At 69.8% G+C, this 22,408-nt stretch carries 20 protein-coding genes and 3 pseudogenes; 11 read left to right on the top strand and 12 right to left on the bottom strand.

The window, feature by feature from the left end; translation table 11 throughout:
* Window positions 1-135: 135 nt before the first annotated feature.
* From ACFY61_RS21525 to ACFY61_RS21515, 3 genes are read right to left on the bottom strand one after another with little or no spacing between them, the layout of a single operon-like run.
* Window positions 136-1,191, bottom strand: coding sequence for an ArsO family NAD(P)H-dependent flavin-containing monooxygenase (locus ACFY61_RS21525; RefSeq protein WP_389474146.1), 1,056 nt, complete (start codon window positions 1,189-1,191; stop codon window positions 136-138).
* Window positions 1,188-1,970: an aquaporin gene (locus ACFY61_RS21520; protein WP_389474144.1), complete on the bottom strand. Its 783-nt coding sequence runs from the start codon at window positions 1,968-1,970 to the stop codon at window positions 1,188-1,190. The genes ACFY61_RS21525 and ACFY61_RS21520 overlap by 4 nt, the downstream gene beginning before the upstream one ends.
* Before the next feature lie 43 nt (window positions 1,971-2,013).
* Entirely contained in the window at window positions 2,014-2,328 is a 315-nt protein-coding gene (locus tag ACFY61_RS21515; protein WP_389474141.1) for an ArsR/SmtB family transcription factor, read from the bottom strand.
* 76 nt (window positions 2,329-2,404) lie between these two features.
* Here ACFY61_RS21515 and ACFY61_RS21510 point away from each other — a divergent pair, with 76 nt between their 5' ends.
* The 3 genes and pseudogenes from ACFY61_RS21510 to ACFY61_RS21500 all read left to right on the top strand — a co-directional run.
* Window positions 2,405-3,046 carry a low molecular weight phosphatase family protein gene (locus tag ACFY61_RS21510; RefSeq protein WP_389474140.1) on the top strand — a complete coding sequence of 214 codons (642 nt, stop codon included), beginning with the start codon at window positions 2,405-2,407 and terminating at the stop codon, window positions 3,044-3,046.
* Between the two features lie 42 nt (window positions 3,047-3,088).
* On the top strand, window positions 3,089-3,508 hold the full coding sequence (locus tag ACFY61_RS21505) for an arsenate reductase ArsC (protein ID WP_389474138.1): 420 nt from the start codon (window positions 3,089-3,091) through the stop codon (window positions 3,506-3,508).
* A gap of 87 nt (window positions 3,509-3,595) precedes the next feature.
* A pseudogene (locus ACFY61_RS21500) lies at window positions 3,596-3,844 on the top strand (FAD-dependent oxidoreductase); the annotation flags it as partial.
* A gap of 635 nt (window positions 3,845-4,479) precedes the next feature.
* On the opposite strand, the gene ACFY61_RS21495 reads toward ACFY61_RS21500, so the two are convergent.
* The gene (locus ACFY61_RS21495; RefSeq protein ID WP_389474136.1) at window positions 4,480-4,770 is read right to left on the bottom strand and encodes a hypothetical protein; all 291 of its coding nucleotides are present in this window, start codon (window positions 4,768-4,770) and stop codon (window positions 4,480-4,482) included.
* Window positions 4,771-5,472: 702 nt separating this feature from the next.
* Window positions 5,473-5,904, bottom strand: a complete 432-nt coding sequence (locus ACFY61_RS21490; protein WP_389474134.1) for a DUF2000 family protein — start codon at window positions 5,902-5,904, stop codon at window positions 5,473-5,475.
* A 49-nt stretch (window positions 5,905-5,953) separates the two neighbouring features.
* Between ACFY61_RS21490 and ACFY61_RS21485 the strand changes: the two genes are divergently transcribed.
* Window positions 5,954-6,757: an AraC family transcriptional regulator gene (locus tag ACFY61_RS21485; protein ID WP_389474132.1), complete on the top strand. Its 804-nt coding sequence runs from the start codon at window positions 5,954-5,956 to the stop codon at window positions 6,755-6,757.
* A 66-nt stretch (window positions 6,758-6,823) separates the two neighbouring features.
* Here the strand turns inward: ACFY61_RS21485 and ACFY61_RS21480 are convergent, their stop codons facing one another.
* Entirely contained in the window at window positions 6,824-6,967 is a 144-nt protein-coding gene (locus tag ACFY61_RS21480; RefSeq protein ID WP_389474130.1) for a hypothetical protein, read from the bottom strand.
* On the opposite strand from ACFY61_RS21480, the gene ACFY61_RS21475 reads away from it, so the two are divergent.
* Window positions 6,959-7,369, top strand: coding sequence for a hypothetical protein (locus tag ACFY61_RS21475; RefSeq protein WP_389474128.1), 411 nt, complete (start codon window positions 6,959-6,961; stop codon window positions 7,367-7,369). The genes ACFY61_RS21480 and ACFY61_RS21475 overlap by 9 nt on opposite strands.
* Window positions 7,370-7,622: 253 nt before the next feature.
* Here the strand turns inward: ACFY61_RS21475 and ACFY61_RS21470 are convergent, their stop codons facing one another.
* Window positions 7,623-9,209, bottom strand: a complete 1,587-nt coding sequence (locus ACFY61_RS21470; protein ID WP_389474127.1) for a phosphatidylinositol-specific phospholipase C domain-containing protein — start codon at window positions 9,207-9,209, stop codon at window positions 7,623-7,625.
* Window positions 9,210-9,987: 778 nt separating this feature from the next.
* A complete protein-coding gene (locus tag ACFY61_RS21465) occupies window positions 9,988-10,767 on the bottom strand; it encodes a hypothetical protein (RefSeq protein ID WP_389474125.1) in 780 nt (259 codons plus the stop codon).
* Window positions 10,768-12,322: 1,555 nt separating this feature from the next.
* Here ACFY61_RS21465 and ACFY61_RS21460 point away from each other — a divergent pair.
* A pseudogene (locus tag ACFY61_RS21460) lies at window positions 12,323-12,715 on the top strand (transposase family protein); the annotation flags it as partial.
* 323 nt (window positions 12,716-13,038) lie between these two features.
* The gene (locus ACFY61_RS21455) at window positions 13,039-13,707 is read left to right on the top strand and encodes a hypothetical protein (RefSeq protein WP_389474124.1); all 669 of its coding nucleotides are present in this window, start codon (window positions 13,039-13,041) and stop codon (window positions 13,705-13,707) included.
* A gap of 884 nt (window positions 13,708-14,591) precedes the next feature.
* On the opposite strand, the gene ACFY61_RS21450 is transcribed toward ACFY61_RS21455, so the two are convergent.
* Together ACFY61_RS21450 and ACFY61_RS21445 are read right to left on the bottom strand one after the other, a co-directional pair.
* Window positions 14,592-15,713, bottom strand: coding sequence for an RNA polymerase sigma factor (locus tag ACFY61_RS21450; protein ID WP_389474123.1), 1,122 nt, complete (start codon window positions 15,711-15,713; stop codon window positions 14,592-14,594).
* Window positions 15,670-15,927, bottom strand: coding sequence for a hypothetical protein (locus ACFY61_RS21445; protein ID WP_389474122.1), 258 nt, complete (start codon window positions 15,925-15,927; stop codon window positions 15,670-15,672). The genes ACFY61_RS21450 and ACFY61_RS21445 overlap by 44 nt, the downstream gene beginning before the upstream one ends.
* A 754-nt stretch (window positions 15,928-16,681) precedes the next feature.
* On the opposite strand from ACFY61_RS21445, the gene ACFY61_RS21440 reads away from it, so the two are divergent.
* Window positions 16,682-16,885, top strand: coding sequence for a cold-shock protein (locus ACFY61_RS21440; protein ID WP_389474120.1), 204 nt, complete (start codon window positions 16,682-16,684; stop codon window positions 16,883-16,885).
* A 271-nt stretch (window positions 16,886-17,156) separates the two neighbouring features.
* Window positions 17,157-17,720 carry a TIGR04222 domain-containing membrane protein gene (locus tag ACFY61_RS21435; RefSeq protein ID WP_389474119.1) on the top strand — a complete coding sequence of 188 codons (564 nt, stop codon included), beginning with the start codon at window positions 17,157-17,159 and terminating at the stop codon, window positions 17,718-17,720.
* A gap of 276 nt (window positions 17,721-17,996) precedes the next feature.
* On the opposite strand, the gene ACFY61_RS21430 is transcribed toward ACFY61_RS21435, so the two are convergent.
* The gene (locus tag ACFY61_RS21430) at window positions 17,997-19,688 is read right to left on the bottom strand and encodes a protein kinase (protein WP_389474117.1); all 1,692 of its coding nucleotides are present in this window, start codon (window positions 19,686-19,688) and stop codon (window positions 17,997-17,999) included.
* A gap of 545 nt (window positions 19,689-20,233) precedes the next feature.
* Here ACFY61_RS21430 and cas2e point away from each other — a divergent pair.
* Window positions 20,234-20,555 (top strand): annotated as a pseudogene (cas2e, locus tag ACFY61_RS21425) (type I-E CRISPR-associated endoribonuclease Cas2e).
* Between the two features lie 293 nt (window positions 20,556-20,848).
* Complete coding sequence (locus tag ACFY61_RS21420; protein ID WP_389474116.1) at window positions 20,849-21,454, top strand: dihydrofolate reductase family protein; 606 nt, start codon at window positions 20,849-20,851, stop codon at window positions 21,452-21,454.
* A gap of 346 nt (window positions 21,455-21,800) precedes the next feature.
* Here the strand turns inward: ACFY61_RS21420 and ACFY61_RS21415 are convergent, their stop codons facing one another.
* Window positions 21,801-21,923 (bottom strand): DUF6233 domain-containing protein, encoded by a 123-nt coding sequence (locus tag ACFY61_RS21415; RefSeq protein ID WP_389474357.1) that lies wholly within the window; start codon window positions 21,921-21,923, stop codon window positions 21,801-21,803.
* Window positions 21,924-22,408: the final 485 nt, after the last annotated feature.

The raw sequence follows: 22,408 nt of genomic DNA, 5'->3' as shown, positions 1-22,408 counted from the left end.
AGGAGCTGATGGAACTCCGCCCGCACACGCTCCGGCTCGGCGCGCAATGCCCGGCCGTCGAAAGCCGGTCCCGGCGGTGCGTCCGTGCCCGCTCCCTGTCCCGTACAGGGTCAGTCCGGTTCCGGCGCAGGCCCGTCAGGCCAGCAGGTCCCGGAGCTGGCGGGCGGTTTCCCGGGCAGGGCGGCCGACGCCGATCAGGGTGGCCGAGGCGGGGCCGGTCCAGTCGCCGTAGCCGAGGAAGTGAAACCGGGGATCCTCCAAGGACCCGGTGCCGCTCGTGGTGATGTGACCGCGGCTGCCGCGCAGGCGCAGCCCGGCGAGGTGCGCCAGGGCCGGGCGGAAGCCCGTGCACCAGATGACCGCGTCGGCAACGGCAGCGGTGCCGTCCGCCCATTGCGCGCCGGTGGCGGTGAGCCGGCTGAACATCGGCTTGGCCGTCAGGAGTCCGGCGTCGCGGGCCGCGCGGACCGGGGGTACGGCGACGATGTCGCCGAGGGAGGCGACGCCGCCGGTGTCGGCCCGGCCTTCATCGAGGGCGCGGCGGCGGGCGGTCGCGGCGTCGAAGAGCGCGCGGCCGTCGATGTCGTCGGCGAGGTAGCGGGGCGGGCGCTGGGTCACCCAGGTCAGGTGGGCCGTGCCGGCGAGGTCGGCGGCGATCTGTGCCCCGGAGTTCCCACCGCCCACCACGATCACGCGCTGCCCCGCGAACTCGGCCGGGCTGCGGTACTGGACGGTGTGCAGCTGGCGTCCGGTGAACTCGCGCCGGCCCGGGACGGCCGGGAGGAACGGGCGGGTCCACGTCCCGGTGGCGCTGACGACGGCACGGGCCTGCCAGTCGCCGCAGTCCGTCTCGACCCGCAGGAAGGCGCCGTCGCGATGAACGGCGTGCGCCCAGCCCCCGTGCTGGACCGCGAGTTCGTACCGCTTCTCGTAGTCCGCGAGGTACGACACCACGTGGGCGGCGTCGGGGTAGAGGTGTCCGTCCTGCGCCGGCATCAGCCGGCCGGGCAGCGAGGAGTACGCGGCGGGGGAGAACAGGCGCAGCGAGTCCCAGGTGTGCTGCCAGGCCCCACCGGGCGTGGCCTGGGCGTCGAGGATGACGTGCTCGATGCCCAGGCGGCGCAGGTGGTAGCCGGCGGCGAGCCCTGACTGGCCGCCGCCGATCACCACCACGTCCGTGCGTCGGCTCATGCCGCGGGCGCCCCGGTGTCCGTCTTGCCGCGCATGAAGATGACCGCGACCAGCCCCAGGCCGACGACGACACCCACCAGCTGCATCACGATGAAGCCGGCCACCGAGGACGGGGCGATACCGGCGAAGGTGTCGGTGAAGGCGCGCCCGATGGTGACGGCCGGGTTGGCGAAGGAGGTGGAGGAGGTGAACCAGTACGCGGCACCGATGTACGAGGCGACCGCGAACGGCGCGAACCGCAGCCGGTCCGTCTTCGCCAAGCCGAAGATCAACAGAATCAGGCCGGCGGTGGCGACGACCTCGCCCAGCAGCAGGTTCCCGGCGGAGCGGTCGTGGGTGGACCACTTGACGAGCGGTTCGCCGAACATGGCGTCGGCCAGGATCGCGCCCGCGATGGCTCCGGCGATCTGCGAGGGCACGTACACGGCGAGCTCGCGGGCGTTGACGCCGCCTCCGCCGCGGCGGGCGGTCCACCATTCGGCCAGGGTCACGGCCGGGTTGAAGTGGGCGCCGGAGACCGGGCCGAGGAGGGTGATCAGGACGCCGAGGCCGAAGACGGTGGCCGTGGAGTTGGCCAGCAGCTGCAGGGCGACGTCGTCGGTGAGCTCGGTGGCCTGGATGCCGGAGCCGACCACGACGGCGACGAGGGCGGCGGTGCCGACCAGCTCGGCGGCGGCGCGGGCGATCAGCGGGGTGCGGGGCGGGGTCGCGCCGGGGGCGGGCTGCGGCGACGTGTCGGAGGTCACGGCGTCGCTCGCGGCGGGCTCGGTGGCGGTCAAGGCGGGTTCTCCTCGGGCACAGGTGAGGCAAGGCGCGGGATGGCTAGGGGCAGGACCGCTTGAGGTTCGCTTCGGCGGTGGCGCGCGCGGTCGCCGCGAGGTCGGCGAACTGACCGGCGATGCCTTCGATGACTTCCGGGCGCAGGCGGTAGTAGGTGAACCTCCCGCACGGCTCCGTCTCCACGACCCCGGCCTCGCGCAGCACCTTCAGGTGGTTGGAGAGGTTGGTCTGCCTGGCACCCGTCTCCTCCACGAGGTGGGTGGTGCAGAGCGTCTCCCTGGCGAGGAGGGTCACGATCCGGAGCCTGAGCGGGTCGGCCAGAACCCGGAGCAGATCAGTGTCGACTGACGTCATCATGTGCTGATACTGTCACATCAGCTGGGGCTGACACCAGCCCGTGCTGACCCTATTGGCTCCTTTGAACGGGAACGCCATGCCCACGCCTCCCTCGCCCCTTCTGCCGGACGAACGCCTGGCAGCGGGGGCCGCCCGTCTCGCCTCCCGGTACGCCGGCCGCTTCGCGCCGGAGACCGTCCTCGGCCTGCTCGCCGACTCCTGCACCCGTCTCGCCGAGCACGCCCGGATCCGCACGCACCCGGTCGTGCTCGCGGAGCGGCTGACCGCCGAGCGCCTGGACGCACTCGCCCACACCCGGGACCTGGCGGACGGCGACCGGACGCGGGTGCTGTTCGTGTGCAGCCAGAACGCGGGCCGCTCCCAGATGGCCGCAGCCCTCCTGGCCCACCGCGCAGGGGAGAACGTGGTCGTCTCCTCGGCGGGCACCCACCCCGCCGCCGACGTCGAGCCGCACATCCTCCAGGCCCTGACCGAAGCGGGCGTGGAACCGGCCGACGCCTACCCCAAGCCTCTCACCGACGAAGTCGTCCAGGCCGCGGACATCGTGATCACGATGGGCTGCGGCGACACCTGCCCCGTCGTCCCCGGCCGCCGCTACCTCGACTGGCCCGTCCCCGACCCCGAAGGCGCGCCGATCGCCGTCGTCCGCGACATCCGCGACGCCGTCGACACACACATCACCGACCTGCTCACCCAGCTCGGCACCCAGAACCAGTGAACCGCTCGACCCCCGCAGTCGCCCGATCCCCAAGGAAGAACGATGTCCTCCGCTCCTGCCGCCTCCGTCCTGTTCGTCTGCATCCACAACGCCGGCCGCTCCCAGATGGCCGCGGGCTTCCTGCGCCACCTCGCCGGCGACCGCATCGAGGTCCGCTCCGCCGGTTCCATGCCCGGCGACCAGATCAACCCCTCCGCAGTGGCGGCCATGGCCGAGCTGGGCATCGACATCTCCGACCAGACCCCGAAGGTGCTGACCCCCGAGGCCGCGCAGGCCTCGGACTACATCATCACCATGGGCTGCGGCGACGCCTGCCCGTACTTTCCCGGCAAGACCTACCTCGACTGGCAGCTCGAAGACCCGGCCGGCCAGGGCGTCGAGGCCGTCCGCCCCATCCGCGACGAGATCAAGGGCCTCATCGAAGGCCTGATCGCCGAGATCGACGCCAAGCACAGGGCCTGAGGCCGACGTGACCGACACGGCCACAAGACCGTGATCATCGCCACCGGATCCGGCTACCGCAAGCTCGGCCTCCCCAAGGAGGACGAACTCGGACACGACCCGCGCACCGAGCTGTTCACCGGCCAGGTCGACCTCGACGACGCGCGCTACATCAAGGTCGCCTCACCCTCGACCCGTACGAACATCCCCGGCGTCTTCGCCGCCGGCGACGTCGTCGACCACACCCACCGCCAGGCCATCACCGCAGCCGGCACCGGCTGCGCAGCCGCTCTCGACGCCGAGCGCTACCTCGCCGCCCTCACCGACCAGCCCCGCGACACAAGCCTCCTGGTCTGAACGGCGTAATTCCAGTAAGGGCCCCGCTGTGGGCCGCAACGGACGGACGTAGCGGCCCACAGGAGCTCCAGCCGTCTGCTGACGAGTCGCGCTGGGTTCAGGGCGCGGGTCGGGTCACGGTTCGCGGAGCGGCCGGCGTCGTTGCGCTGTTCAGCTCGGTGACGTCAGCCGACGCCCCGAAGTCCTGAAGCCCTCCATCTTTCCTCGCCGAGCCTTCGCCCTGACCAGGCCCCACAACGCTCGGCGTCCGCCACGCCGCCTTCGACCAGGTCGTCCGCTGTGTGATCACGGTCGTCGCCGTCGCTCCGGTAAAGCCGACCGGGGCCCCCGGGGTACGTGCTTCCCGGCAAGGCTGCTCGGGGCCGGGGCCGGGGCCGGGGCCGTCGCGGCGCCCAGCCGGAACCCGGTCAGACGTACCAGAGCACGGCCACGGCGCGAAGAACGCCGCGCAGACGAGCGGCGCGACCCAGGCGGGCGTGCCGGACGCGCGGGAGGAACGGGCCGCTGGAGAACCGTTCCCCCGGCGGCGCCGCTGGTCGCGGCGAACTCACCGGCGGCGGAGTTCACCATGCGGGTCGAGGGGTTCGACTACTGGCTGGCGGACGAGGCGTGGCGACGAACCATTGCTAGGGCGGCTAACGATCTTGCGCATCTTGATCGAAGAAGCTGTGGAGCGCTTTCTCCATCTCCTCTTTTAGTCCGGTCAGCCGGGAGAGGAGGAACTGTTCCTCCGTGGACAGGTAGCTGCCGGATTGGATCTTTGTCATCAGTTCCGCGATTCTCTCCGCCACGATGCTCACGCAGATATTGGCTGCTTCGTCGAAGCCCTCGGAGAATACTGCTACGTGGCGCTCATCGGCTCGCGCCTGCTGGTCCTCCCACACTTGGCGCCCAATTTTCAGGGTGGCTTCTTTCCAGTCCGGCACGCTGCCCCCTCGTTGTAAGTGATGCCGCGTTGATCAAAGTTACCGTCCCGCACCCGAGTTGGCTGCCTACTCGCAGCAGATCGGCGAGCAGCCCGCGGCTGCCCCGCCCTGCCGTTGCGCGCCTCTCCCAGAGCCTCGCAGCCTTCCGCACAGCAGGGCCTGATGAGGGCTCACATGGTTTCCAGCGCCATCAGGTGGCCGTAGGGCACCACGGGACGTCCCCGGGTCGTGTGCGCCAGCCGCGCCCGGGCAGACCTGGCAGTGTCGGGCGTCGAGGCGATACAGACCATCCCTACGGCGGCCGTCTCCCATGTGCGCTGTCATCGCCGGTGAGAGAGCACCCAGCCGCTGCCGGACTCCCATGAGCCTCGGGTGAGCTGCCTGATACTGCCGCACGACCGGACCGGGCCGGTGGCCTCTCGTTGCGCCCGGGGCATCCTGCGCCCGGTCCTGCCCGCCGAAGCTGTGAGTGGGTGGAACGGCGGGCCAGGCAGGCCGCAGTGTCCGTATCCGGTACATGCCTCACGACCACGGGATCGAGGTCTGCGACCTGGCCCGGCCGCCATCTCGGGCCCCCTCACCTCGCCGACGCCGCGACCCCTGAACAGCCGGGCGATCACGCGCTGGCCGCTCCCGCGGCTGTCTGTCGACCAACCTGCACCTGGCCTGCGCACGGGCAACGGCCCTTGCCGCTGGTCCTGGTCATGGGTGCATGCGGGCACCCTTGAGCACCTTGTCGACCGCGTTGCGCGGCCCGTACACCGCGAGCCCCACCAGGTCCAGCTGGTTCCCCGGCACCGCGCGCACCGCCGCCCGGTTGTCGCGGTCGTTGCCCGTGGCGAACAGGTCGGAGGTGAACACGGCCCGCGGTAGCGCACGCGCCAAAGCGCGGCCGTGCGTGGTGGTGAGCGCCTCCTTCGTGCCCTGGAAGACAAGAACAGGCTGGCGGAACATCGGCAGATACGGGGTGCCGTCCGCGTCGGCATACGGCTCGCCGATCACCTCGGGCAGCTCGGTGCCGAGCCCGCTGACCAAAAATGCGGTTACGTTCAGCCGCTGCCAGGGCTCCAGATCCTCACGCAACAGGACAGCGATCTTGGTGTCGAACCGTGCAGGGGTGCTCTCGATCGTCATGCCGGCAGCCTGCCAACCGCCCCGCCCCGACTTCTTGTACGTTCTTTGCATGGTGACAGCCCGGAACGAGGTCTCCGCGTGGCGCCCGCGCGTGTCCGGCGTCGTCGAGGTCTTCCACGCCCAGTTCACCGAACACGCCTACCCGATGCACGTCCACGACGTATGGACGCTGCTCATCGTCGACGACGGCGCCGTCCGCTACGACCTCGACCGCCGCGAGCACGGCACCGCCCCCGGCACCGTCACCCTGCTCCCCCCTCAGGTCCCGCACAACGGCTCGCCCGCCACTGCGCACGGCTTCCGCAAACGCGTCCTCTACCTGGACCTGACCCGGCTCGACGAGAGCATGATCGGCCCGGCCGTCGACAGCCCCGACTTGCTCGACCCGCTGCTGCGCTTGCGTGTCGCCCAACTCCACACGGCTCTGGCCGACCGCGGCGACGCCCTTGAGGCGGAGAGCCGCCTCGCCCTCATCGGCGACCGGCTGCGCGACCACCTGCGCCCACAGCCGGTGACCGATCCGCCCGCCGACCGAGGCCTCGCCCACCGCCTGCGCGAGCTGCTCGACGCCCGTCTGCCCGACGGCGTCGGCCTGGACGTGGCCGCGAAACTGCTGAACGCCCACCCCTCGCACCTGGTGCGCGTCTTCACCGCCACCTTCGGCATCGCACCGCACCAGTACCTGATGGCACGCCGCGTCGACCGTGCCCGACGCCTGTTGCTCTCCGGGCTACCGCCCGCCGAGGTGGCCCCCGCAACCGGCTTCTACGACCAGTCGCACCTGACACGCCACTTCAAACGCCACACCGGCACCACCCCCAGCCGCTACGCCCGCGGCACCTGGCCGTCGTAGCGGCTGGGGCGGTGCGCACCGCGGTCCTGCTGCTGCGACGGCGGACATCAGCCGCAACGGGCACGTCTACCACAGCATCCGGCGCATCGACGGCGGCTGGACGAAGTTCGGGGAACCGCCGGCCCGATCGGCACGGTCGGCGCGGTCGCGACGGCGAGCGTCGACGGCCGGCTCCAGGTCGCCGCCGTCGCGGGCGGCAAGGTGTGGCACACCCTCCGCACCCCCGCCGGCCACTGGTCCGAGTGGGGCGACGTGACCCGGGCCGCCGGCGCCACCGGCCCGGTCACCGCCGTCACCTTGGCCGGCACCGGAGCTGACGCCCACCTGGTCGTCGCGACCGACGCGGGCACCCGCCAGTACCACGCCATGCGCCGCGCCAACGGCACCTGGGAGGGCTTCGCCGAACTGAAGGGCGGCCTCGGCGCGGTCACCGTCTCGTCGGTCGCGGGCGCCGCCGTCGACGGCGAGTTCCAGCTGGGGGCGACGACGACCACGGGCAAGGTGCTGCACACGGCGCGGCGGACCGACCGCACCTGGTCGGCGGCAGCGCCGGTCACCCTGACGGGCGCGGACGGCACCCCGTCGGCGGTCTGGCTGGCCGGCACGCTGTAGCCCCCGGACCCGGACCCCGGACCTGCGGCCCGGCCGACGGGGCGGCATGCCCGACCCCGTGTCACCGGCGTCCGAACGAGTTCACCCCCGACCTGTGGCTGCGTGGCCTCTTCTGCCGGCCGGGGGGACGGTTCCCCGGCTGCTACCACGCAGCCACGAGGCCGCGCCGGGCCGCTCGAAGGGGCCCGCACCCGGGTGGGTGCGGGCCCCGTTCACGCAGGTCCTGACCGCCGCTCCAGCACGGGCGGTACCGCTACTTCGGGCAGGCGTCCTGGGTGACCTTGCCGCCGGCGACGCTCGCGGTGGCGGGGTCGATGGCCAGGCACTTGCCGGTCCAGTTGTTGATGAAGGCGTAGGCCGTGCGGGACGTACCCGCTATCTCGACCGGGGTGGGGACGATGTTCCACATCTGGCTGCCCGAGAACCAGCGGGTCTCGCACTCCCACCAGAACAGCTGGGTGCCCGCGGCCGGCGGGGTTCCGTTGTTGTAGGGAACGGTCAGGCACTTGCCGTTGCTCGCCTTGACCCAGAAGTGGCCCCTGCCGTCGTAGTTGGGCTCTTCGGCCGTCCACTGGTGGCTGCTGGGCGGGGTCGACTGGCATTCGCGCTGGGTGACCAGTCCACCGGCCTTCGAGCTGTCGAACTCAGGTCCGCGCACCATGCACCGCTTGCGGTACTTCGTGTTCTCGTAGGTCCTGGTGCCGTCGTTGACCGTCCAGAGGGCCGGGTGGTCGCCCTTGACCAGAGCGTCCTTGTTGCGGTCGATGATGTTCTGGATCAGGGCCCAGCCGGGGAAGTCCGACATGACCACGCCGATGCGGCCTCTGGTCGCGTTGCTGTTCAGGTAGTTCATGAGCATGAGGTTCTGGCCGGGTACGTAGCTGACCACGCCTCCCGAGTCGTCCACGTAGCCGCCCGCGTACTGCTCCGGGCTGGGTTCGGCCAGGTTGGAGGTGGCGGAGGTGTACGTCATGTACCAGCTGTCGCCGGTGTCGGCGCTCGCCCTGTCGATGTTCGCCTTGACGCCGTTCCACTTCGTATCGGCGTCCTTCGGCTTCCAGTCGTCCGCCAGGTTGGAGTGGAAACCGCTGACGCCGTAGGAAGCGCTGGAAGTGCTGTCGGAGACGCCGAAGGTGCCGAGCACGATCTTGCCGCGGACCTGGTCCAGGGTGGGTGTCGAGGCCAGGCTGTTCCTCGTGACGGAGGGCTTGTAGAAGCGGTTGCCGTACTTCTTCGCGTAGCGGTCGAAGATGGCCGCGATCACGCCTGCGGAGACGTTGGACGGGTCGTTGGTACAACCCGTGGCGCCGCCACCGGTGCCGATGGGGCACTCGGCCTTCAGGCGCATCACGATCGTCTCGCCCTGGTTCCGGCTGAGGAAGTCATCGGCCTTGGTGAGGACGTCGTCGAAGTTGGCGTTCTGGTAGATCGCGCCGTGGTGGATCGTGAAGAACTCGTTCTCGGTGACGCGCACGCGCACGTCGAGGGCGCGGATCCCCTTGTCGAGCTGCTCGGTCAGGGTCACCGCGTTGTCCCCGAGGTCCTCCTGGGTCTGCGCGAAGTAGCCCCCGTGGATGGACAGCGTGTCGTGGGTGCCGAGGATCGACAGCCGGGACAGCGGGGTGCGGCCGTCCAGGCCCTTCATCCAGTCCCGCTTGAGCGGCGCGTTCCTGAGGGAACGGAAGGCGTCCGCCTTGCCCGACCCGGCCGCCACGGCCGCCGGGGCCGTCGCGGAGACCAGCGAGCCCGCGGCGACGCAGCCCGCCAGCAGCGGGGCCAGCGCGCGAAGCCGGCGCCGCGTTCCGGCGCGGGAACCGTGGGAGAGAGGGTGGTGAGACATGGAACTCCTGATACCGGACCGTGCTCGACAGGGATGACCGCCCCACCGGCGGTACCGGTCGGGCCGTGCGGCGGGAGGAGAGCGCGAAGGCACGTACGGTCGCCAGGGGCGGCCACCCGGGGCACCCGTCACGACATCGGGAACCCCCGGCATCGGCGGCTCCGGCCCGCCGTCCCCCGCACTCTTCCTCCGGCCTGCGCCCAGTCCATCACCGGGCACCCGGCCCTGACCATGCAGTCCCACCGGCAGAACTAGCGCTCTCCTACTTCTGCCGGTGAGAGCCCCCGGCGTCCACCCCCCTGCCCCCGCGCCCACCCCGGGCCGGGCCGGGTCGTGTCCGATCCGTTCGCCGAGGCCCTGGCGACCCTGGCCGAGGCCGCGCAGAACTCAGCGACGGCTTCCGCCTGCTGCTGACGATCTCCGGCGCCGTACGCCGCGCGCCGCCCGGAAACTCCGTACGGACAAGGAGGAGGAACTCACGCAGGGCGAGGAGCAGCTCCCCCGGGCCGGGCCGCCGACGAGCTGCGCCCTCCCCTCGACGACCGGGTGCCGGCCGACCTGACGGCGGGGGAGGAGTGGCCGGCGATGGCGGGGCAGATGCTCCTGCTGCAGAGGGGCCGGCGCCGACCTGAGCCCGTTCCTGCGCCAGCTCGGCCCGGTCACCCAGACCGTCTATCGGGCAGTGGAGCCAACGCCGCGCACGGCCGGGGCGCCGGCGTCGACCGGGCCGTCGCCCCCTCCTGGCCCAGCAGGGCGCCGCCGCACCGGCCGTCCCCGCTCAGCCGCCCTTACCGCCTTCGGTCGCCTCGCGTGCCGCGGCGAGGGCCCGTCCCCTGACTTCGCCGAACAGCTGGATGGTGGTGGCCGCCAGGACGTCGTCCCTGCCGATGGTCCGCCTGTCCCCAGATCTGGTGGACAGGGCCAGGACGGACTCCGGCAGGGGCGCAGGCGCATCAACCGGATCGCCCGGCGTCACCACGGTGACCGTGCCGAACCGCTTGATCCCGCCTTCCCGGACCACCATGGCCGCGTCCCGGGCGAGGTCCGTCAGGAACACGCTCGCGAGCCCGTCCAGATCGCGGACCATCGCCGGGACAGCTGCCGTAACCCGGTCGCGCAGCAGTTTCCTGACCCCGGCCTCGAACCTGTGGGCGCCCAGCACCGCACTCGCCTTACGCGACCTGCTGCGCTTGGGAGCGGGGACGGCGATACCCGCAGCGTCGTACACGACCCCGGTCAGCCCCTTGAACGTAGGACTGTGTTCGTACCACCTGCCGCCCACCTCCAACTCGACATCCCGGCCGATGGCCGTCACGAGGTCCTCGGGAAGCAGCTTCTTGCGTCCTACTTCGCGGGCTCCTTGCAGCGCGCCGTCGATGATGCCCGTCAGTACGGTCTCCGTCACCGCCGAGGCAGCACGAGCGGCCGACCGCGAGAGGTGAAGTGGGGTGACCTCCCTGACCACCGTCCTGACGAGGGAGGGTTTGAACGTCAGCACGTCCACGCCCGCGTTGGACGCTGAGCCGGTGCGATCGGGACGTATGGGATGTGCGGGCATTGGTCTGGACGCTCCTGCTGCCGGTACCGAAGGGCCCGCTTCGCTCCGCGGACCTGCTCTCCTGAGCCATCCTCCGCCAATGCCGCACTCGTTCAAAGGTCCCACCGCGCGGTCGCTTGCGTGACTGGGCGACCGAGGCGACCACTTGTCACTCGCTCGGCTCCCCATCCCCGGAGCACTCTGCCCGGCTATACGAGGGTGTCCTCAAGACCGGCCCCACCTGTGGCTGATGTCGAGCCGGTTGCGGATCGTTGCGCACAACGACTGTCCCGCGTGGCGGAGCAGGGTCGTTCGCACCGGGCTGACCTCTGCTACGGCAGTGGTGGCAGTTGCCGGGTCCCTGGGGGGAGTCCGGTCCAGGCTCAGGAGGTTCCGCGTCAGGCGACGTTCGTACGGGCGTCGGATTCGGTGCCCGCTGCGTCCTTCCTTACGGCGGTGGATCCGGCAGCGGCGGAGGCGGTTCTGGCCGCGGCGGCTGCCGGAGCGCGTGGATCGCGGTCCCGGTGCTGCCGGTCGAGCTACGGACCTCGGTGTGGAACGCGCTACGCAGCACCCGGGGCGATGCTGCCATCACTGACCGGCTTGCCCCCGGGGTGGGGGCTTCGAACAAGCCAAGAAGAGATTGAAGGACGCCCGCACCCGCAATCGTCAGTTCTGCGAACGCGTCGTACGCACTCACCCCGCAGAGTTCGCACCGCAGACCCGTGCTGCGGCGGAACGGGCCTTGAAGGGCTCGGACGCGGACCGGGCCGCATACGTGAAGAACGGCTACGCCCAGGACCGCCACAGCGACCGAGACGGCCGGAATGCAGCTGCCGGCGAGCGACAGGCGCTGCTCGACAGGGATCGGGAATTCGTAAGGGCGCTGGCCGAGCATGACCCGGGCGAGCAGGTCCGAGTGGCGGCGCAGTGGGCGGCCCGTGCCGGCGCCACGGACGAGGAAGTCCAGGAGTTCTACGGGTTCGGCTGGGCGGCTGGAGGGGCGTTGGACCTCGAGGGCCATCAACTGCGGACTGCGGATGCCGAGGCCCTGCGCCACCGCGCGCTCACGGTGCTGCTCGACGCCGCGACCGATGAGAGGCCGCGCTGCGCGATGCGCCCGAATCCGCCGTGGCCCGCGCTGAGGCGGTGCGCGCCTGGCGGGCCGTCGTCGCGTTGGCTTCACGGCCTGCTGTGGCTCGACGCTCCGGCGCTGGCAGTAGCGGCAGCCTGTGTTCTCGCTGTTCACGGAGTGGTTGGTGGGGCTGCTCTCCAGCCCGCAGTTCGAGCACTCACACCGCCATGGCGCAGCCGAGGCTATGAAAGGATCCAACGGCCTGAAGCGGGCATCGATCATGATCTGTATGGCTGTCTCTGGGGGCGACCCGTTGCGCGTCGATTGCGGGCCACGGCGCCTTGCCGCGTTGCGTTTCGGCCTGCCGGCTGTAGGGGCAGGCACTGCAGCGGTGTCCGGATTTCACGTTGTTGTACGTGGGCGTTGCCTCTGTCCCGCAGGCTGTGCACTCGCATCCCACGATGCACCTGAGCCTGTCGTGGCTGAGACACTGAGCCCTTTAAACACAAGCGTCACGGCATGAACGTCCAGGTCCTCATCGACCCTTTCGGACGTCTGCTCTGGGTCTCGCCCGCCCTGCCCGGCTCCACCCACGACCTGACCGCCGCCCGCATCCACGGCATCGTCGACGCGCTCGTCGAGCCTGGCCCCAAGTGCTGGGCCGACAAGGCGTATCAGGGCGCCGGCGGATCCATCCGGGTGCCCTTCCGCGGCCGTCGCCTCAAGCGGTGGCAGCGCCTGCACAACAGCACGCACGCCAAGATCCGCTGTCTCGGCGTGCAGGCCATGGCCACGCTGAAGTGCTGGCGCCTCCTACGGAAGCTCCGGTGCAGCACGAACCGCATCACGAACTTCGTGAAGGCCGTCCTCGTCCTTCACCACGCATCAGCGTGAGGTTGGAAGAAAGGCTCACTTGCTGGTGATTGCCGCAGGACCCCGACTGCGGCGGGCGGTGGTACGGGCCGTGCTTGCTGCTGCACTCGGCCTCTGCCTTCTGGCCTGCATGCCTGGTTTTCAACCCGAGAGCCTGCGCATCGCGGTGGATGGCGGCGATAGCATGCCGCTCCCAGCGGATCTACCCACCAGAGGTGTAGAGAGTGACCACAAGCGGATCTTCCCCGGACCAGGATGGCTTCTCAAGCCCCGGGGATACGGTCCCGAGCAGTCAGGGACCTTCAGGGAGCGATCCCACTGGTGGAGGCGGCTCTGGATGGACCATGCTGCACAAGCTCACAGCCCTTGGAGTGGCGGCCACCCTCTTCGGTGGCCTGGCCACACTCATCGCGCCCATGCTTGCGGACAAGGATGACGACAAGCCTCCCGCAATGGTCCCTGTGACGCCGTCCCAGGCGCCTACGCGTGCATCGACGGGGTCCGCCGCCCCCAGCAAGGGTCAGACAAGCGCTCCGTCTCAGGAACCCAAGTCGGCATACCAGTTGGCATACCCCGAGCGGTTGCTCAAGCTCCGCACCCCGCGGTCCAACGAGTGCTGGAACGCCTTCGTCGACTTCGACGAGGGACGAGCGGGATCGGACCGCAGCCGCGTCGCCGTGTCCGAGGAGGCGGACGTTGCGCTCACCAGGTGCGCCTCCTTCGGATTCGAAGTGCACGTCGCCAACGCAGGCGCAGTCAATACGCCGATCACGACTGCAGAACAGTGCCTTGAGGCTGCCCGAGGAGGCGGGATCCAGACCGTCGAGGGTTTCGACCTACTCAAGGACGAGGACCCGATCAAGCGCGGCACCGTACTGTGTGTAGAGACCTCTGAAGGCAAGGTTGCTCGGGCCCTCGCCGAGGAAGTGAAGTGGACCCGCCTTGGCCAAGATCAGGTCGAGTGGGCTGTCGACTACACCTTCAGGGTGACCACCTGGCAGAAGAACCCCTGACGATCAGCCACCGACCGCTTGGAGAACTCGTGCAGGGCGGTTGAAGCGATTCCATGCATGGCGCCTTTGCGGAACAGCTCCGCCTGTGCCTTACAACGGCGATCCCCTGCGGGGCCGAACGGAAATCTCACCGTCCGCACCCGTACAGGGCCGCTGGACGCTCCAGGGGGGGGCGTGGAGCCCTCGGCGCTCACGGGTGATCGTTCATCTGCTCGACGCAAACGCCCCTCTGGCGGCTCATCAGGACCTGCGTGCAGACACGGGGGGCGTACAGGACCGCCGCCCCGGATGCCGGCGCCAGCCCCTGGGCTTCCCCCGAGCAGGGGTCCGGCGCCGTCCGGTCGCCCACCAGCGGCTGCTGTCATACCGGCGCAGACGGGCACGTGCACCGCCCCGGTCCGCTGCGCACCCCTCCGCCCCCGGCCTGCCGTGCGACTGGGCAGGGGTGTGAGCGGAGCGTTTCTTCGGTGAATCTCATCCCCCGTCCGGCCGATACACCCTCGGTCGGCAGGCGTCCCGGGGTGTCAGGGCATTTTCCACAGCACGAGGTGGTGTTCAAAGGCCACCGCCAGGCGGGTGCTGTCAGGGCTGAAGCCGAGGGATGTGATGGGCGCACCGTCGATGGCTTGGCGGAGCTGCGACGCGTCTTTGGCGTTCTTCGCGTCGAAGTGTGCAGGGGCTTGCGGGTACGGGCGGACCAGATCTGCGTCTCGCCAGACAGGTTCCCAGCGGCCAGCGGCTTTCGGTCCGGGCTGAACGCCAGGGAGATGACGTCGGCGGAGCCGAAGTCCAGGGTGTCGACCTGTCGGTGGCTTCGGGGGTGCCAGAGGCCGACCGTCCCCGAGCCGCCGACCGCCAGGCCACGCCGTCAGGTTGGAAAGGGTTCACTGTCTGGCACCTGCCTGCTGTCGGCCGCACATGATGCAGCCACTGGCCTGGGATTTCGCTGAGTGGTAAGTCGTTGCGCCCTCGTGCCCGCACGTCAGGCAGGTGTATGCCCATTTCTTGGTTGCGCCGGGGTAGGCGCCGATAGGCTCCAGGCCACGCTCGCGCATGACGGTAGCGGCGGCCTCAGGGTCCACTACCTGTCCCGCGCAGTACCGGCATCCGTGCCCCTTTCTCGCGGTCCCGTAGCGGGGAAGCACCTCTTTCCCGCAGGTGATGCAACGACACCGCCACTTAGCGTTCGATCCAGGGTACGGCTCCAGAGGCTCAAACCCAGCCTTGCGCATCACGTCTGCGGCTTCCTCCGGGGAAATACCGGGGCGACCCTTGCGCTTGGGTGCTTCTGAGCTCTTCACGGACTTTGATCGGGTGGCGCTTAGCCGCTTCGGCACACTCCGGGGAGTTGTTGAGGACTGCGACGCCGATTCAGCCTTCACATGCTTCCGGGCATGACCGTCCCTGATGTACGCGGCGAGTTGTCTCCTCAGCTCTTTGATCGCTCTGCTGCGCTGGACGTGGAGCTGGTTCGTGGTGATCCCCAGAGCCTCCGCGATGACAGCATCGGACGCCCCAGCTGCCTGCAGGCTGACTACGTGGCGTAGGCTTCCTCGCTTCAAGCCGGCGACTGCTTCACGCACGATGCCCCAGACTTCCGAGTCGCGCATCTGTTCGGAGACTTGATCGCGGGCGGTTTCGTCGATCAGCGCTACGAGAGTCGCCTCGTCGGCGAGGGTCACACGTCGGAGACTTCGCAGCATGTCGATCGCCTTATGGTGGGCTGTGCGGGTCACGTACCCGGTCAGGTTCTCCAGTTGCCCTATGCGTTCCCAATTGCGGTATGCGTACTGGAGCGCCTCGGCGGCGACATCTTCGGCGTCGGACCAACTGAGTGCCGGGAACCGCGCCCGCACGTAGGCGGCAATCTTCGGGCGGAGCGTCTGGAAGAGATCTTCGAAGCGCGCCGAAGAGGCCGACGTGACGGTCCCGCCAGCGTCGGCCTCGCCTGCGGTGTGGCCGCTAGGCGACACCGGCATCGGCGCCATTGGTCTTGCTGTCTTCATCGAGGGCATCCGCCATCAGCATCAGTCGGCGTACGCGCCGGGTGATGCTGATCAACTCATCAACACCGTTGATGACTACGTGCCCGGTGGCAGCCGCAATCACGCCCGCCTGAGTCCAGCTCGCAGCTGTATCCCAACGATCTCCGATGAGCTCGACAGCTTTGCTGGAAGTCAGCAGCACTACGCCCACCGCATACTCGACGGTCACTTTCATGGCCTCATTCTCCTTGGGCCGGTATCCGCGTCTGTTCTTTGACAGGTGACCAGGACTCCCCGGTGCAACGGGGTGCTGACCGTCCCGAGAGTCACGCAGCACAGTGGATCGGATGAGGCGCGTGGAGAGCAAGGCCGATGTTCACGTGTGAGTGGTTTTTGGGCATGCTGAAGGCGCCCGCCGCAGATTTGCGGTAGACGTCATCGTTTTCGGTTGTAAGGTCCGGCTGCTGGGGCTGCCCCGTTGCACCGGTACAGCTAGCAGCCGGACCTCGTGACAGACGCGGATAGGGCCCGTCGAGTATCTAGCGTGCTGGAACCCTCGGTTCTTTCTTGGAACCCTTGTTCCTTACAACGGGCAACTGCCCTCTGCACAGCCATCGAGCGCACCTGCCCGCGTCCTCGATGTCGGTGGCGGGCCCGGCGCCCATGCCGGGTGGCCTGGACGGAAGGGCCGGACAGGCCGGCTCTAAGGGCGGAGCGGGCGTCAAGGGCGGTGACGGAGAAGTCGTCATCACCTGGTGACACCCGCCTCAGTACCCGGGTTGCTCCTTGCCCAGCCCGGGCACGGCCCGCGGGACCACAGCCGGCCGGTGCAGAGCGCGACCACCGGTCCACGAACGCGGGCCGGCGCGGAGCATTCGCCCGTGCCGGGCACATGGAGCGGGGCTCAGCGGAGGTGATCTTGTGTCATTCGCCATATGGGCTGTTCACGGGGCGATACGGTATCGCCGACCGACTCTGAGGAGAGCAGCATGGCAACTGGCAAGGTCAAGTGGTTCAACGCGGAAAAGGGCTTCGGCTTCATCGCGCAGGACGATGGAGGCCCGGACGTGTTCGTCCACTTCTCCGCCATTCAGACCACCGGCTTCAAGGAACTGTACGAGGACGACCTGGTCGAGTACGACGTGACCCAAGGGCCCAAGGGGCCCCAGGCGGAAAACGTCACGAGGCTTTAGCTGGCGCGCGAGCCGGACTCTGCGCTGCGACGCTGGCCGCGTTGCATGCTGGCCAGGGCGCAGCGCAGGGTTCGACGGGAGCACGGCTGTGTGATGTGAGCCGGGGGAGGGTGGACGCATGCCGCGCTCAGGTCACTGCCACTCAACTCTGGCGTTCCAGCTCGTACTGGCCCAGGGTGTCCTGTGCCCCGGAGTTGATCGCGGGCCGTCAGACTTTGAGGGGAAGGCCGCACTGTCAGGTGACAGGTGCAGGCCGTGACGGGGGGCTGGCATGCGGTGGGTGTTCCGGTGGATCGTCAGGGGCTCGGGCGAGACGAGACCCCTGGACGTGTATGACGTCGCGTTCTTGGCGGGCGGGGCCCGGCATGTGGTGGACAGCGCGGTCACCACGTTGCACCAGCGCGGGCTGCTCGTGGTGCGCAACGCGCAGGTGCATTCCGTGGAGGGGGATCAACCTCTGCATCCGGTCGAGCGCGTGCTGGTCGCCTTCTGCGGGCGCCCGGCGGACATCGACACCGTACGAGCCGTCCTCGAACGCTCCCCGGAGGTTGAGAACATCGGCCGCGGGCTGGCCACGTGGGGTCTGGTGGCGGGCGCGGAGCGTCGAATGAGCCCTGCGGGCCGGCGACATCTCCAACAGGCCGAGCGTGACCCGCGCATGCTGGAGTACGTCTTTCCTCATCGCAGCCCGCGCTGGGAAGGGCCCGTGCCACCCCCAGCGGGCCAGCCCCGAAGGCGACCGGGCGGCAATCGTCGTTACGGCAAACCCGGTCCCGGCCCGGATACGGATACGCACTCCGGCGGCGGTCACAGCGGCGGGGGCGGGGGCGAGTGAAGTCCCACTGGCCACTTCGCTACGGGGTGGATCACGCGGGCCGGGTAGGGGCGGGGTGGACGGAGACGCATCCGGATGCCGCGATCAACCCGGCGAGAAGCGGAGGCAGAGACCAGCGGCGCATGTCGTCACGGTGCCACAGCCGGGCCCGCTGCGGGGGCCGAACCGGCCACGACGGCGTCGTGCAGTCGACGGTGCGGCGGCGGGCAGTCAGGATGCTGCCCTGCCGGGCTGCCCCTCCCCTCCCCGCCCCACCCGTCCGCTGCTCGGAGAAGATCACGGATGGGCCGGCGGGGTCGTGAACACGAGTGAGGGAACCCAGCGGCTGCCGCCCTGCTTGACCAGGGCGTCGACGAGCTGGACGCGCTGCCGCTCCGTCAGGGGCCCCAGGACGCAGACGGCAAGCCGGCTCCTTCCTTCGGGCGGCCGGACGTAGGGCCAGCCGGCCGGCCGGAGCACGCTCGGCACGGGGGCGTGGGGTTCGAGGTCGAGGTGGAGGCCGGTGAACCGGTGGGGCGCCGTACTCCGGACCTGCTCGATGGCGATGCGCTGGATGTCACTCCAGGCGAAGTGGCAACGGCCCGCCGCGGAAACGGTCACGATGCCCGCAGGTCCGACGGACAGGCTCCATGGCGAGGCCCCTGTCCGGAGCGCGCTCGCCCGCAACGCGCGCACGGTCCCTACCACGGCGCTCACCGTGATCAGAGCTCCCGCCAGGCCGACGAGCCCTGCGACAACGAAGAGGAGCGACCATGCGCCGTCCATCCTGCCGCTGGGCCCCCGGTCGACCAGTCCTGCGTGGAAGGGGACGTAGAACATGCCCGCCGAGACCGCCGACAGGATCAGCCCCTCCAGCCACGTCGACAAAAGACCCTGGCCCTTCGCGTATGACTCCAGTGGTTCCCGGCCCGTCCAGCCGACTTCGAACGTCCAGCCCTCATCGGAGGTACCCGGTGCCCCGCGGCCAGCCCCGGCGGGCCGCTGGACCCGATCCTCGCCCCGGCGTGCGGCCACCGCCCGCGCCGCCCGGGCGAACCGGGCGAGCAGCACCCGGCGTGCCGCTTCGGACCTGGGAGCGGTGACCGTGGCGACGAGGGCGCTCGCGGTGACGACCGCTGTGGTGTCGGGGCGGTCGGAGGCGCCCCTCAGAACCCTGATCCGCTCGCGCACCTCGCGGGCCGTCCCCGGCCGCAGGGCCGGATCCCGGGCGAGGAGGGTCGCGACCAGGTCGCTCAGGGCGGGCGGGAGGCCCGGCCGTACCGCGTCCAGGCGGGGCGCGTCGTCATCGAGCTTGAGACGGATCACGGCCAGCGGGCTGTGTCCGGTGAAGGGTGGCCGCCCGGTCAGCAAGGTGAACAGCACCGACCCGAGTGCGTAGAGATCGGAACGCTCGTCGCCCCGCGCCGACAGGAACTGCTCGGGCGCGCCGTATTCGGCGGTCCCCGCAGGGGTCAGCTGGGAGGACCGGGCCACAGCGGTGAACGCGGTCTGCAGGAACCCGGCGATGCCGAAGTCGACGACCTTCACCTCGCCCTCGCCGGTGAGCATGACGTTGTGCGGTTTGATGTCGTAATGCACCACTCCCGCCCGGTGCGCGGCGACCAGCGCCGTGCAGATCCCCTCGGCAACGGTCAGCGCCTCGGCGAGCGGCATGGGCTGACCAGAGCGGACGTACTCGCTCAGCGGCCGGCCGTCCACCTTCTCCATCACGAGGTAGAGCACGTCCTCGTGCGCACCGCGGTCGTGGACGGCGGCCACGTTCGGGTGGTTGATCCGAGCCGCGGCCAGCGCCTCTCGTTCGAACCGCTGGGCGAGCTCCGGTAACGCGCCCTGTTCCAGGACCAGCATCTTGACCGCGACGTCCCGGCGCAGGCTGCGGTCCCGTGCTGCCCACACCTCGCCCATCCCGCCGCGCCCCAGCCGCTGCACCAACTCGTAACGGCCCGAGAGCAGTTCTCCCCTGTTCATGCCGCCCAGCTTCCCGCTAGGGCGAACGCGGGATCAAGAATTTTGCCCGAGCTTGCAGGGGGCTCGGCTCAGCCGCCGCCACCGTGACGGTGGCGAGCCGGAACGGTGACGGCTAGCGCCGTGACAACATCGAGGGGCGGTCCGTCTGCGCGGCAGGCGCTGTCCCCCATGTCAAGGTGGGTGAGCGAGACAGTGGTGCCGGCGCTCGAAGACGCCCTCAGCTGCACCCTGCCGGCCGTCAGCCCGCGCCGTCCGCAGGTAGCTACGAGAACCAGGCTGCGGGCCGGCTGCAGGTGCCGTTGGCGGCCTGGCGGTGGGCGGTCGGTTCGGGTCTGGTCCCGTCGGCCGACGCCGGCCCTGGCTTGTGGTCGCGGGCGGTCGTGGAAGCCGCCGACCCGGAGCAGGTCCGCGCGGCACTTAGGGGCCCGATCGGTGTCGGGGTGGCGGCGGACCGGCTGACGGAGGCCCTGCGGGCGCCGTTGCGGTGCCGGCCGCGGGTGACCGCTTCGGCGGTCGGCGACCTGGCCCGCGCCGACGCAGCTGACATGCCCTCAATGATCGTCGTAGCCACCACAGCAGTACCCGACCACCTACGCGGGGCCCTGAGCCGCTGGCTAACGGAGGTCGTCCCCGGGATCTTCGTGGGAAGCGTCTCGGCAAAAGTGCGCGACGAACTCTGGACCCGGGTAACGGCCGTCGTCGGCGACGGCCAGGCGGTACTCATCCACCTGGCCCCCACCGAACAGGGCCACGCCCCGAACAGCCGGCACCCGGCGGCGCATCCCCGTCGACTTCGACGGTCTGACCTTGATCGGAATGAAGGGACTACCTCAAGCCGCGATCGCAAAGAACGCGCAAAGGGCGTAGAAAGGCGCAGGTCAAAAAGTGTCCTCCTCGCGACGCGGGGATGTTCCGGCGCGTCCGCCGGCTCCGCCGCCGTCGTAGGCGCGTGGACGAAGTACTCGTTGTCGACGCTGGCAGGAGATCATCACTGAGGGCGTGCACAGAGCTGTCACGTATGTCCCCGGCCCTCCGAAGGGCCGCTCCGTCGACCTGATCGGCTGTACCGTCATGGGCTTTCGCGTTGCTCCCAGCGCGGCCGATGAGTTTGGGGTTCCCGGCCGGTCCAAGCTCGTGACAGCCGAGGAAAGGACACCGCCATGTCGGAGCTTCTCGTCGATTTCATCACCTCCCTCGACGGCTACGCATCGGGAGAGGGATGGCCCGGGTTCTGGGGCCTCGAGGGCCCGGAGTACCTCGCCTGGCTCGGAGAGCAGCCCGAGGCCACCTACCTGATGGGGGCGAACACCTACCGCCTGATGTCGGGCTTCGCCGCGGGCGAGGTTCCGAATGGACAAGACGAGTTCAGGCCCGAAGAGGAGGCGTCGGTCGACGAGCTCACGCAGGCCTCCAAGATGGTGTTCTCCTCTACGCTCGAGGAGCCGCTGACATGGGCCAACTCCACGCTCGTCCGCGGCGACGCCGTCGAGGCGGTCCGCGCCATGAAGTCGAGTGGCTCGGGGCTCCTGAGCACGATCGGCAGCCTCAGCCTGTGCCGGTCCCTGCTACGAGCCGGACTCGTCGACCGCTTCCGGGTCGTGATGTTCCCGGTGATCACCGGGGCCACGGGCGAAGAGCGCATCTACGACGGCTACCCGGACGTTGCCCTCGAGATGATCGACCACCGCACCTTCGACGGCCGCATCCAGCTGGTCGAGTACAAGCCCCGCGTGCTCGAGCATCCGCCGCTCGGCGCCCCTGCGTGACATCGCCCCCGTCCTCCGGCCTGGACGGCCGCCAGGCCGGTTCCGGCGGTTTCGGTTGCTGGGCCCCCACACGCGCTCCTCGCTCCTACGTTCCACATGCTTCTTGATGCCACGACGTGGAGGGAAGAGCGTCCCCTGGCCGATCTCAGAGATCGTCATCAGCGCAGCCCTGGACGGAGCGTGTGTGCTCGCTGTCCCTGCCCGTCACCGCAGTGATCAACGCCTCCAGCTCTGGAGCGAGGTCGCGCATCACCTGGCGCTGCTGGATCCGCGACCAGGTGTGCAGGGCGCGCCGGCGCACCCGCCGGACGGTTCCGCGGGCGCTGGCCTGGGGCGCAGGCGGGGTTCAGGGGTCGGTAAGGCCGAGCTCGCGGCCGGCGCCGCATATATCGCACGGGTCGACACCGGGCTGGCGCAGGGCATCGCGGACCTGTTCGAGAGTGGCGGGCCGGGCTCGGCCGGAGGTCAGGGACCGTTATCGTATACCTGTTCGAATCCATGGTTCCGCTTACGCGGCGGAGGCGAAAGAGTGACCGGCGAGTGAGCGCTAGACCTGTCCGTTGAGCGGTGGACGTGCCGTGCCGTGCCGTGCCGAGCTGTGCACTCGAGGTGGCCAGACCGGCCGCAGTAACCCGGGTCTGTGCTCCCGGCGGCGTATGTGACGCCAGAGGTCCGGTATGTGCGGGCGCTGTGGGTGTCAGTGATCTCTTGGAGACTGCCATCCATGATCCACGCACAAGATGTCGACTGTACGACCGGCCACCTGCCTGGTCAGGTATGTGAGGTCCCTACGCGGCGGATCCGGATCCGCTGGTACGCCGCCCGGCGATCGCAGCCGTCGGTCTCTTCCTCGGCGACGGCGAGCGCGCCGCCCACATTCTGGCCGAGCGCCTGCCGGCCGCGTGGCCGCGTTTTCGTCAGAAAAGGGTGCGGCGATCGGGCAGCGCGGTCAGC

It is taken from the genome of Streptomyces sp. NPDC012888 (assembly GCF_042900645.1).
Lineage (GTDB): Bacteria > Actinomycetota > Actinomycetes > Streptomycetales > Streptomycetaceae > Streptomyces.
This window is presented reverse-complemented; position numbering and strand designations above follow the sequence as displayed.